We start from the raw sequence: 12,270 nt of genomic DNA, 5'->3' as shown, positions 1-12,270 counted from the left end.
TGTAATAACATATAAATATATTACTCGTTTGAATTTAAATTCATTTTACTTTTACTTGATTTAGCACAGATTTAAACGTATTAATCACTGTATCTACTTCTTCATAACTAATTGTAAGGGATGGTTCAATACGAATTGTTTTTGAGTTAATTAATGTACCCGCAACAAGAATTCCTTGATCAAACATCGCCTTTGACACTTCATAACCAATCTCGTCTTTATGGAATTCAATCCCAATCATTAAACCTTGACCACGAATTTCAAAGATTTTATCTTCGTGCCCTTCTGCTGCTTGTTTCAATCCATTTAAGAAATACTCCCCAACTTCCATAGCTCGTTCCGGTAATTTCTCTTCCAATAATACATGAATTGTTGCAATTGCAGCAGCACATGCAAGAGGATTTCCTCCAAATGTTGTTGTATGCATAAATGGATTTTCAAACCAACTTTTGAATACATCTTCTTTCGCAACAATAGCTCCCGCCGGCATTACACCTCCACCAAACGCCTTCGCAAGACAAATAATATCCGGCACTACATCATATAATTCTGCAGCAAACATTTTTCCTGTACGTCCCATTCCAGTTTGTACTTCATCAAAAATAAGGAGTGATCCAAACTCATCACAAAGCTCTCGTACTTGTTTCAAATAATTTTCTGGAGGTAAAATAATACCGCCCTCTCCTTGAATTGGTTCTAAAATAACTGCTGCAACATCTTCTCCTACTAATGCACATGTCTCAAATGTTTTTCTCATCATATCAATGTCGCCAAATGGAACGTGACGAAAACCCGGAATCAATGGTAAGAATGGCTTACGGAACATTCCTTTTGCCGTTCCTGATAAGGAACCAAGACTCTTACCATGGAAGGCACGAGTTGTAGCAATGAAAGTTGTTCGTTCACTATACATTTTTGCTAGTTTTAATGCTGCCTCCACACTTTCTGTACCACTGTTTGTAAAGAAGGAATATTTCAAATCACCCGGTGTAATATCCGCTAAAATCTTTGCAAGCATTGCTCGAAGTGGATCCAGTAAATCCTGACTGTGCAATGCTTGACGTTTTAATTGATCTGTCACAGCTTTTACCACTTTCGGATTACGGTGACCAACATTATAAATTCCAAATCCACCTAAACAGTCAATATACCTTTTACCGTTAATATCCATGAAACAAGATCCTTCATCTGACCATTCTACTGCTGCAAATTGTCCATCTTTTGTTACTGTTTTTCTATAAGCAAGAAAACCAGGGTTTACATGCTCTCTAAATCCATCTACTGTTTCTTTTTGAATCCAGTTCGCCTCTTCTTCAGTAACCTTTTCTTTTTCAATTAACTGTAGTACTTTCGTAATATACTCATTTACATTTGAACCTTTTACATCTTTCTCATTCAATTTATTTTCTACGTTCGTTCCCATCTATTTCACTCCTACATTTTTTTTATTTGCAAACCAGCCTATTGGTTCTACTTCTAGATTTATATTAATCTGCTTAATTTCTTGAAATTCTTCTAAACCAAACGTTCCTAGACTACGACCTATACCACTTTGCTTATATCCGCCCCAAGGTGCCTCATTGTATGTTGGATGATAGCTATTAATCCACGTAATTCCTGCGCGAAGTTTGCGAATCACACGCATTGCTTTTGCACCATCAACTGTAAATACCCCTCCAGCCAAACCATAGTCTGTACCGTTTGCCAACTCAATTGCTTCCTGTTCGTCTTTAAACTTTTGAATTACTACAACAGGACCGAAGATTTCTTCCTGGACAATACGCATATCAGGTTTTACATTGACAAAGACTGTTGGTTCAATAAAGAAACCATCACCTTTTCCATCCTCCATTATTCGTCTACCTCCGCAAGCAACGTTTGCACCTTCGTCTTTCCCAATTTCAATATAACGTAATACTTTTTCCATATGTTCTTGACTTACAAGTGGCCCCATTTCTGATTCTGGATTATCACCAGGCCCAACGTTAATTTGCTGTGCTCGCTCTACAAAACTATTAACAAATTTATCATAAATCTTTTCTTCTACAAGGATTCTTGATCCTGCTGAACATACTTGTCCGCTACCTGCATAAATACCGAATAGAGCATAATCAATAGCGGTCTCAAAATCTGCATCTGCAAAAATAATATTTGGAGATTTCCCTCCAAGTTCTAACGAAATCTTTTTCATATTATCTGCCGCTGTTCTCATAATGTGCTTACCTGTTTTTGTTCCACCTGTAAAGGAAATCATGTCCACTTTATTACTCGCTGCAATTTCATTTCCTACTATTGGACCGGCCCCCATTACCATATTGGCAACACCTTTTGGTATCCCTACTTTTTCAAGGATTTCGAATAGCTTTGTTGCAGTGATTGGTGTCACTTCAGAAGGTTTAAACACAATTGTATTTCCAGCTGCTAAAGCAGGTGCAATTTTCCATACACTCATCAATAGCGGATAATTCCATGGAACAATTAATCCACAAACACCAACTGGCTCTCTTACAACCATCGCTTGCATCGGATCGGCTACATGATATGTTTGACCATCTGGCTTTGTAATCAATCCGGCATAATAGCGAAAACAAGCCGCTGCATCTCCAATATCTCCTTCTGCCTCACGGTACGTTTTTCCATTATCCATTGTTTCAAGGTATACTAATTCTTCCATATTTTTATCAATTTCATCTGCTATTTTAAATAAATATGATGCCCTTTCAGCAGTGGATGTCTCTGACCAAATTCCGCTATCGAAAGCCGCTCTTGCCACTTCTATCGCGTATTTTGCATCCTCAATCGTTCCCTCAGGTGCATATGCTATACCCTTGCCATTCGCAGGGTTAATAATCGTTCGTTTCTCTTGATTACTAGAGTCTCTCCATTCACCGTTTACATACATTTTTAAATCTAGCACTATATTGAATCCTCCTTTATCGATCGTTTATATATTTATAAGCAAATTTCATGCCAATATTTAAAATTCAAAGGAATCATACATAAAGTGAAACTTTAATCAGTGGGGGTTTTGTTCATCCCCCACTGATTATTAGCCCTCACCAATCGGGCGTTTACAGGCAGCAGGGCTCCCACCTAACTTCTTTGCTCCACCTGAATTTTGAGGTGGGAGTTTTACTGCCCACAAATAGCGGGATAAACTGACTATTTTCTTAAAAACAACAAACAATTTATGCACCCCTGCATACGCTATTCCATTTTGCATAAAACAGAACGTTAATCATTTCCGCTACCGCCTTCATGACCCCGGACTTGAACCCTAGAGAATATGTACATGCTGGGCGCACACAAAAAGGAGAAGTCTATGTGACCTTCTCCTTTTTTAGGAATAAGAGATGATATCAGCCGCTATCCCTTTTTCACTAACAATTTTTTGATATTTACGACTCACTGAAGATTGGCTGATTCCAAGAGCTTTTGCAGCCTTAGTCGTTGTTTTATACTGCTTCATTGCAAGTAAAATCAATTGTTCTTCTACAGAATGTAGTGCTTCTTGTAATGGTAATACTCTTGTAATAACTGGTTTTGATTTTTTAAAGTCATAACCAGGGGTTAAAAACTTACTAACAAACTCCGCTTCAATTACTGGATCGTCTGCTGATACTACTAAACGTTCAATCATATTTTGTAATTCACGTACATTTCCTGGCCATGAGTAAAACTCTAGTAAGCTAAGCGCATCTGGAGTTAAATGATAATTTTTATTATATTTTTCATTTAACTGTTGCAAAAAATGAAAGGCAAGTACCGGAACATCTTCCATTCGCTCTCGTAGAGGAGGAACTCGCAACGGAATTACATTAAGGCGATAAAACAAATCTTCACGGAATGTTCCAGATTCCACCATCTTTTCAAGACTCTTATTTGTAGCAGCAATAATTTGTACATTTATTTTCGTAGGTACTGTACTTCCAATAGGAATTACTTCTTGTTCTTGCAAGACTCTAAGCAATTTCACTTGCAAATGTAAAGGCATTTCTCCAATTTCATCTAAAAATAAAATACCTTGATCAGCCCGCTTAAAATATCCTTCTTTTCCATTTTTATCGGCTCCTGTAAAAGCACCTTTCGTATAACCAAATAGTTCACTTTCTAACAAAGTTTCTGGAATTGCACCACAATTTAATTTTAAAAATGGCTTTGAAGATCGGTTTCCAAGTTGATGAATTGCCTGAGCAATTACTTCTTTTCCCACGCCAGATTCTCCAGAAATAAGAACATTGGAAGAAAAATCTGCTATTTTTTTAGCTTGGTTAATAATTTGCTCCATTTTCGGACTACAGTAAATAAGCTTCTTAAGAAAACGATCTTTATTTTTAAAGTCATCTAGCTCCTTCTTATATTGCTCTGATATCTTCTTTATTTCATGTAATTCCGTCTTCAATCTCGTTGCTTCGGTAATATCCCTTGAGGCAATAATAATACGATGAAGCTCTCCGTTTTCATTAAATACAGGGTTTCCAACTGCTAATATTTTTCTTCCGCTTTTTGTTTCTTGTACAATTGATACCTTTTTTTGTTTTTCCAACACTAATCGCGTAACAGATGGACTAAATAATCCTTTCTTTTCTAAGTCTAAAAGATTTTTTCCTAAAAGGTCTTTCAAATTCCTCCCCCAAAAATCATTGATAACCGTTTCACTATAACGAATTAATTCCCCTTTATGATTAACAACTAATATTTCATCATAAATACTAGACAAGATTGCATGTAAATCTTTATTTAAATCCTTTATATATTCAATTTCCATCGCCATGTCCTCGACCATCGGCAAATCTTGCACAATAATAACCATTCCTTCAATACTTTGATCAAAGTTTGGAATCGGACTATAGTCAACTAATACACCCATCTCATTTGTGATTTGTAATTGATTCAAGATCGTTTTTCCCGTTGTAAATACGTTATTAATGTGCTCTTCATTAAAAATCAGTTCTGCTGGTACATTCATAACTTTTTCAGGAGTCGATTTAATCATCTTCAAACCAGACTCATTGCAATTTACAATTTTCTTTTCACGATCTACTACAAAAATCCCCATTGGAATAGACGTTAAAATAATTTTCAATATATCAACACTCTGATTTTCTTGTTTAAATAGTTCTGCAAAAACATCCTCTCTTCTTAAATATCCTGTTAGCTCATCCATTTCATTTTTTACTATCGCAATCGGCGCTCCAATAATTTGAAAAAGAGCTGTTAAAGAAATATCTTTACTAAGATGACATATTGTATCTAGTGAAACAGCATTTGAAAGCAATACCTTAGAAGTTAATCCCTTACTATTTGATAGCAGATCCTTCACATGAACGTATGCAAATAATTTCTCCTCTCTTTTTAAAAATAGAAAAGATTCTTTTATATTTTTAACATCTATATTCCATTCCTTTTCAGATTGATCGATAGGTAGAGAAACAATAGGTCTAATTTTTTTATGAGCAATGGAAAACATGTTGCTATTCCTCCTTTGAACTATTTAATTTGTATTGTAACATTAAAAACAGATTTTTTTAATTAATCTGAAAATAAAACGTTTTTTCCTTTACTTAATAAAAAAAGGAAGATGAACGCCTCCATCTTCCTCATTGTTCTATTATTAATCACTACCATTAACGAAAAGATCTTCTTGAATATAAGCTAATACCATGCCTGGAATTACTTTATCTCCTGCCTCTACTTCTAAAGATTGAACTTCTCCACTACATCCCATCTTAATTACTTCCAGTTTACCATTCATATCTTTAATAGAGAATAATGGCTCCCATTCATAAATTCGAGAATCCTTATTAATAGACACTTTTTCAATTATTCCATAACATGGGCTCGTAATAATATCATAATACACAATCAATCATCCCTTTCTTTTATTCTATTAATATTGTTCTTCTAACCTTTGTTACTGAAAACACCCCGCTTTTATATTTTTACTAATTGTACAAAGCAATAATTGTGCCAAATGAAAATACCATGTTGACCATCATTTATCAGCCATCCTCCCTAGACTTGCCCCTCTTCCTTATGAATCGTTGAATGAATTATGCAATACTGCATTGGTTACATGATCTTCAAAGCAAAAAACATCGGATCCATTCCCGATGTCTTTTGCTTTTTTATCCCGCTATTTGTGGGCAGTAAAACTCCCACCTCAAAATTCGGCTGGAGCAAAGAATTTAGGTGGAGATCAACTGCCCGTAAACGCCCGATTGGTGAGGGCTAATAATCAGTGGGGGATGAACAAAACCCCCACTGATTATAGTTTCACTTTATATTTCCTGTACTTCTTCAAAATGCATTTGCGGAGGAGCTGAACGAAACATGTTCGTAATATATAGAAGGTATCCAATTCCAATAGCAGCCCAGCAAAGTCCCAAAATAAGTGAATGGATATTGAGGTTAAACCATAGTACTGCTACAGTAGCAGCACCCAAAATAGGCATAACTAGGTAATTTAAGAAATCTTTTATCGTTTTATATCTTTTTTTCTTGATTATATAGTAAGAAATCACAGATAAATTAACAAATGTAAATGCAATAAGCGCTCCAAAGTTAATAAGAGATGCTGCTGTTTCTAAATCAATGAATATAGCGAAGAGCGAAATAATTCCTACAAAAATAATATTATATACTGGAGTTCGCCAGCGAGGATGAATGTACCCGAATATTTTCTTCGGAATTACATTATCTCGCCCCATTACGTATAATAACCTGGATACACTTGTATGAGAAGCTAAACCAGACGCAAGTGTCCCCATAAGGGTTCCTACTAAAAAGAAAGCTTGAAATAATTTCCCACCAACATATAGCGCAATTTCTGGAGATGCTGATTCTTGATTTTTAAATACAGATGTATCTGGAAACATAGATTGTGTAAAATACGTTGTAGTAATGAATAAAACTCCGCCGATTAAAGCAGTAAGAAAAATAGCTCGAGGAATTGTTTTCTTGGCGTTTGGTGTCTCTTCTGAAAATGTAGTTACTGCATCAAAACCTAAAAATGAGAAACAAAGAATTGTTGCACCTGCAACTAACGGTGATATTTGTATATCTGATTGAAAAAACGGCTGAATGGAAAAAACTTCTCCTGTTCCCTCTCCCGCTAATAAGCCTTTTATAACTAGAAAAACAAATACGGCCATTACTAACACTTGAAATATTACTAAGAACGTATTGAAATTAGCAGTAACATTTACGCTAATCATATTTATTAATGTAACAAGGAGAACAAAGCCAATGACCCATACCCAACTAGGAACACTTGGGAAAAATGCTGACATATAAATTCTCGTTAATAGTGCATTCACCATTGGTAGAAACAAATAATCCAATAACGCGGACCATCCAACAAGAAACCCAAGCCTTGCACTAATTGTCTTCTGTGTATACGTATAAGCAGATCCTGCGGTAGGAAAAGCCTTTACCATTTTGCCGTAGCTTGCAGCGGTAAACAACATCCCCGCTAATGCAATAAGATAAGCTCCTGGAACATGACCACCCGTTTTTTCAGAAACGATTCCAAATGTATCAAACCCAACCATCGGTGTCATATACCCGACCCCTAGCATAACAATTGACCAAAGCCCTAATGAACGTTTTAAACCAACTACTTTTCCCACCTATCATTCCCCCTACTTTCTCTATCTAATTTCCATTTAAAAATCGACAGTTAAAAGGAAGCGTTTTCAAATAACTGTATATCACACCGGATATTACCTCCCTTTTCTTTACTTTTTAAATATTCATGCAATTTTTAAGCCAAAATTTCTAGCATTTAAAAATTCAATAGTAAAAAGAACGTATAGGTGGAGTTTGGTCTCATTTCTTCTCCTTTTTTATTCATTTTGGCATAAGTTATTCAATCTCTCATACGACTAAATATGAAAAATAAAACTTTAATCCTTGTTTTTTTATTCCCACTTCCTCAAAAATTGGGCTTTTACAAGATTAAAATATTTCCATGAAATAATAACATTATGTAAACTATTCATAGCAAAAAAGCTGTCTTTTCTATAAAGACAGCTTTTTCTATAACACTATATTAAAAATTGAATACGAAGTCATCGTCTGCTAACTTTTCAACATTCGTTGCTTTTACGTAACCATTTCCTTTTACAGAGAAGAAGTCATGGTTTTTCGTATCTGTACGTAAACCATTTAAAACGATTGGGTTAATTTCTTCTTCCTCAAACTTCGGCTCAAGTCCTAAGTTCATAAGTCCTTTATTCGCATTGTAACGAACGAAACGATTTACATCCTCTACAAGACCGATAGAAGTGTAAATTTCTTCTGTATATGCCAATTCAATTTCATACAGTTCCATTAATAACTCTTGCGTTTCCGTTTGTACTTCTTGTTGCTCTTCTGCAGAAAGTTCTGTGAAGATTTGTTGTGCTAAAATACCAACGAATACGCCGTGAATTGACTCGTCACGAATTATTAGGTTAATAATCTCACCACTTGCCGTCAATTTACCTTGACCCGCTAAGTAAAGTGGATAGAAGAATCCACTATAGAATAAGTAACTTTCTAAGAACACACTTGCTACCATTGCCATGTATAACTCTTTTTTCGTTACTTCAGGCTTTAATAAGCGACGATAGTAACTAGTAACAATACCAGCTTTTTTCTCAAGTAATGGATGGTTATCTACCCATTCAAAAATATCATCAATTTCTTCTTCAGTAGCTAACGTTGTGAAAATATGGCTGTAACTCTTCGCATGTACTTCTTCCATAGCGCCCATGAAAGCTAATACACTTTTCGCTTGTAAATTTTCAAGATGAACAAGTACAAGCGGCATCCCTTCGCCGCCTTGTTTCGTATCTAAAAGTGTTAAACCACCTAATACACGCTTATAAGCAATTTGCTCTTCTTTTGATAATTGTGCCCAAGTATTTTTGTCAGAAGACACTGCGATTTCTTCTTCTGTCCAAAACTGAGCGATGTTTTGCTTCCAAAACATTAAACTAAAATCATCTTCTTTTTTGTTCCAGTTTACCGCACGCATTAAATCGCCCCTTCTCTAAATAAACATAAAAAATTGATAACTAAGCATGAGCAGGGTTCAGAAAAACCCTGCTCATAATGTCTCACTTTTTATATTAAACGGTACAAGCCACGCACTCTTCCACGCTTAATTTACGTGTTCTCGTATAATAAAGACTCTTCAAGCCTTTTTTATGTGCATAAATGTAGTAACGTGCTAACTCACGTGTTGAAATATCACTATTAACATAAAGAATGGTACTAATTCCTTGGTCAATATGTTCTTGAACCTCTGCAATTAAATCAATTAATTTAAACTGATTCATATCGTAAGAAGATTTATAGTACCAGAACGTATCTTTTGATAAATACGGCATTGGATAATATGTTGTCGCATTCGCATACGTTCTTGATTCAATTTGACTTACGATTGGCATTACGCTTGAAGTTGCATTTTGAACGTAACTGATCGATTGTGTCGGAGCGATTGCAAGACGATATGAGTTGTATAAACCATTCTTCTGTACTTGCTCTTTTAAACTTGTCCAATCTTCTTTTGTTGGAATATGAATTCCTTCAAATAATTGCTGAACTTTTTCAGTTACTGGGCTGTAATCTGTCGTTTCATACTTTTCAAAGTATGTGCCGTTTGCATAATCAGACTTATCGAAGTCTTTAAATGTCTCGCCTTTTTCTTTAGCGATTTCCATACTTTTCTCAATCGAGTAGTAATTTAACATCATAAAGAATGTACGAGCGAATTCTTTCGCTTCTGCACTTTCATAAGCGATTTTATTTTTTGCTAAATATCCGTGTAAGTTCATTGCTCCAAGTCCAACTGAATGAAGCTCATCATTTGCTTTTTTCACAGTTGGGGCATTCGGAATGATCGTCATATCAGAAACAGCTGTTAAAGCTTCCATTCCCGCATGAACTGCTTCACGAATTTCTTTATTTTCCATTACGTTTACGATATTTAACGATCCTAAGTTACAGTTAATATCACGACGGATAATGTCTTCTGTACCGTAATCATTTATTTCAGAAGTTTCTTGTAGCTGGAAGATTTCTGTCTCGAATGTTCAACCGAGTTCGCTACTCCTCAGTCCGTTGCTTATGCAACTGCTGTATGTCACCATACAGGACAGACTATATCATCACCTACAGCATTACCTGGTTAGGTGCTCCGCTTTTCGAGCGCCAATCGCTTGCGCTCTACTCCCAAATGGGATAGTCGTTAGGCTTTTACTTATCTTAATCTTTCAGAAAGTCTCTTATTACTTTATGTTGTTCAATAACTCTGCTATACAAAATAATAAGATACATTCTGAACTTTTATATTTTCATTCTAAGATAAGATTTAGCACGGTAGGTTACCTCAAACTTGAGGCTTTCCCCGTTTAACGGAGTTTTCGACTAGCATTTCTGCTAGAAGGTGCTACATATTTAACACAAGTTCGACATCTTCACAGTTCCAATATCCTTCAGTGGATGCTGGTTATTTGCATTTGATTTAAACATTAAGTATGGGTAACCAGACTCAAGCTGAATCATAGCAATTTTAATAAGCATATCACGCGCACTAATATCTAGTGGCTTCTTCTTCACTTTCGGATTGCTCATTAATTCATCGTACATTTCGTCGATATCTATATCATCTAAATGTTTTCCGTACTCTTTAAATACTGTATAAGGCGCGAAAACATGGAAAGGTTCGTTTTTCTTAGCAAGCTCAAAGAACTTACTTGGAATGATAATTCCGATTGATAGAGACTGAATACGGCTCTTCTCATCGGCATTTATTTTTTTTGTATCAAGGAATTCTATAATATCCCAATGGAAAATGTTTAAGTATACAGCGCCGGCACCTTTTCGTTGGCCAAGTTGATTCGCATATGAAAACGAATCTTCAAGCAATTTCATAACAGGCACTACACCACTTGCGGCGTTATCAATACCTTTAATTTGCTCACCACGTGCGCGTAGCTTAGATAAGTTTAAAGCTACTCCACCACCGATTTTCGATAATTGCATCGCAGTATTAATGTTAAAACCGATTGAATTTAAGCTATCGTCCATCTCTAACAAGAAACAAGACACCATTTCTCCTCTTCTGCTTCTTCCCGCATTTAAAAAGGTTGGTGTCGCTGGTTGGTAGTTTTGTTTTACAATCATGCTTGCGAATTGTTTTGCCTTCGCAACATCACCGCGTCCTAAGTATAATGACACAATTGCTACACGATCTTCATAGCTTTCTAAGTATTGTTTTTGATCATTCGTTTTTAACGCATAATCTTTATAGAACTTAGATGCTGCCATATAAGATTGGAACTCGAAGTTTTCACCATAAGCGATGTTATAAACTCCTTCTACTTCCTCCAAGCTATACTCGTCCAGAACGTTGTAATAGTAATCATGTTCTTTCATATACTCCATTCGCTCTGCCACGCTATTAAAATGAACGGTATTCTCTCTAGCTTCTTCCATAAAGACTTCTAATGCCTCTTTATCTTTATGAAGCTGATAAAAACCGTCCTGCATTTGCGTGATTTCATTATTCAGTTCAATGTGTCGCAATCTCCCGCACCCTTTCTTTAAAATATTCTACATCATTATTTGTTCCAGATAACTCAAATTTTGATACAATAGGCACTTCATATTTAGTAGAAATTTTGTCAGCACTTGCACCAAACATGTCTCCCCAATTACGATTGCCACTTGCAGATACGCCTTTTAATTTTTCATTATTGCGTTCTAAAAAGTCTAAAACACGTTCCGGTACATTTCCAAAACCTGTTGTATACGTAATAAGAATAAAGTCTTCATCTAATACTAGAGCTTCATCAATTTGAACGGCCGGCATATTTAATTTGTGGATGAAACGCTTCACGTTTCCTGTCATAGAATCATATGCAACTAACATTTCCGACCCTCCCTCTCCAATCTATATTCTCTGTATGTCGTTTCTTGATTTCTCTATATATTGTATTACGTTTCAAAATAAGACACAAGATATATGTATAAATTCTTTCTTTTTTTAACTTTTACTTTTCGACATGACCGTCGATTTTTTTCAATACAAAGACTATGAAACAACATTCTAAAACTCATGTCAATAAAGTGCTTTTCAAAAAAGTTGTCAACGAATTTAACCTTATTTTTAAAAAAGTTAACAATATTTTTTGTCATAAAACAGTAAATGCTGGAGTAATATATTTCTCCAGCATCACGCAAAAAAGAACAGACCTTAAACGATAATCTGTTCCAAAA

Annotated in this window: 8 protein-coding genes and 1 pseudogene; all 9 read right to left on the bottom strand. The window is 35.4% G+C overall.

The window, feature by feature from the left end:
- Positions 1-40: 40 nt before the first annotated feature.
- Positions 41-1,423, bottom strand: a complete 1,383-nt coding sequence (locus tag MHB76_RS06770; RefSeq protein ID WP_078173244.1) for a putrescine aminotransferase — start codon at positions 1,421-1,423, stop codon at positions 41-43.
- Positions 1,424-2,917: an aldehyde dehydrogenase family protein gene (locus MHB76_RS06765; RefSeq protein WP_078173245.1), complete on the bottom strand. Its 1,494-nt coding sequence runs from the start codon at positions 2,915-2,917 to the stop codon at positions 1,424-1,426.
- A 423-nt stretch (positions 2,918-3,340) separates the two neighbouring features.
- Complete coding sequence (locus MHB76_RS06760) at positions 3,341-5,470, bottom strand: sigma 54-interacting transcriptional regulator (protein ID WP_078173246.1); 2,130 nt, start codon at positions 5,468-5,470, stop codon at positions 3,341-3,343.
- Positions 5,471-5,614: 144 nt separating this feature from the next.
- Entirely contained in the window at positions 5,615-5,863 is a 249-nt protein-coding gene (locus MHB76_RS06755; RefSeq protein ID WP_078173247.1) for a hypothetical protein, read from the bottom strand.
- Between the two features lie 418 nt (positions 5,864-6,281).
- Positions 6,282-7,631 (bottom strand): APC family permease, encoded by a 1,350-nt coding sequence (locus MHB76_RS06750; protein ID WP_078173248.1) that lies wholly within the window; start codon positions 7,629-7,631, stop codon positions 6,282-6,284.
- Between the two features lie 422 nt (positions 7,632-8,053).
- Complete coding sequence (gene nrdF / locus MHB76_RS06745; RefSeq protein ID WP_002011508.1) at positions 8,054-9,022, bottom strand: class 1b ribonucleoside-diphosphate reductase subunit beta; 969 nt, start codon at positions 9,020-9,022, stop codon at positions 8,054-8,056.
- Between the two features lie 94 nt (positions 9,023-9,116).
- Positions 9,117-10,067 carry a ribonucleotide reductase gene (locus MHB76_RS06740; RefSeq protein ID WP_307838605.1) on the bottom strand — a complete coding sequence of 317 codons (951 nt, stop codon included), beginning with the start codon at positions 10,065-10,067 and terminating at the stop codon, positions 9,117-9,119.
- Between the two features lie 382 nt (positions 10,068-10,449).
- Positions 10,450-11,577 (bottom strand): annotated as a pseudogene (locus MHB76_RS06735) (ribonucleotide reductase N-terminal alpha domain-containing protein); the annotation flags it as partial.
- Positions 11,564-11,923, bottom strand: coding sequence for a class Ib ribonucleoside-diphosphate reductase assembly flavoprotein NrdI (nrdI, locus tag MHB76_RS06730; RefSeq protein WP_000959445.1), 360 nt, complete (start codon positions 11,921-11,923; stop codon positions 11,564-11,566). The pseudogene MHB76_RS06735 and the gene nrdI, both read right to left, overlap by 14 nt.
- Positions 11,924-12,270 lie beyond the last annotated feature (347 nt).

Origin of the sequence: Bacillus sp. FSL M7-1345, assembly GCF_038006985.1 — a bacterium.
In the GTDB taxonomy this organism is placed as follows: domain Bacteria; phylum Bacillota; class Bacilli; order Bacillales; family Bacillaceae_G; genus Bacillus_A; species Bacillus_A cereus_U.
This window is presented reverse-complemented; position numbering and strand designations above follow the sequence as displayed.

Excerpts from the sequence above, each read along its gene's own strand:
- MHB76_RS06770 (WP_078173244.1), bottom strand. The coding sequence starts at position 1,423 with ATGGGAACGAACGTAGAAAATAAATTGAATGAGAAAGATGTAAAAGGT.
- nrdF (WP_002011508.1), bottom strand. The coding sequence starts at position 9,022 with ATGCGTGCGGTAAACTGGAACAAAAAAGAAGATGATTTTAGTTTAATG.
- nrdI (WP_000959445.1), bottom strand. The coding sequence starts at position 11,923 with ATGTTAGTTGCATATGATTCTATGACAGGAAACGTGAAGCGTTTCATC.
- MHB76_RS06760 (WP_078173246.1), bottom strand. The coding sequence starts at position 5,470 with ATGTTTTCCATTGCTCATAAAAAAATTAGACCTATTGTTTCTCTACCT.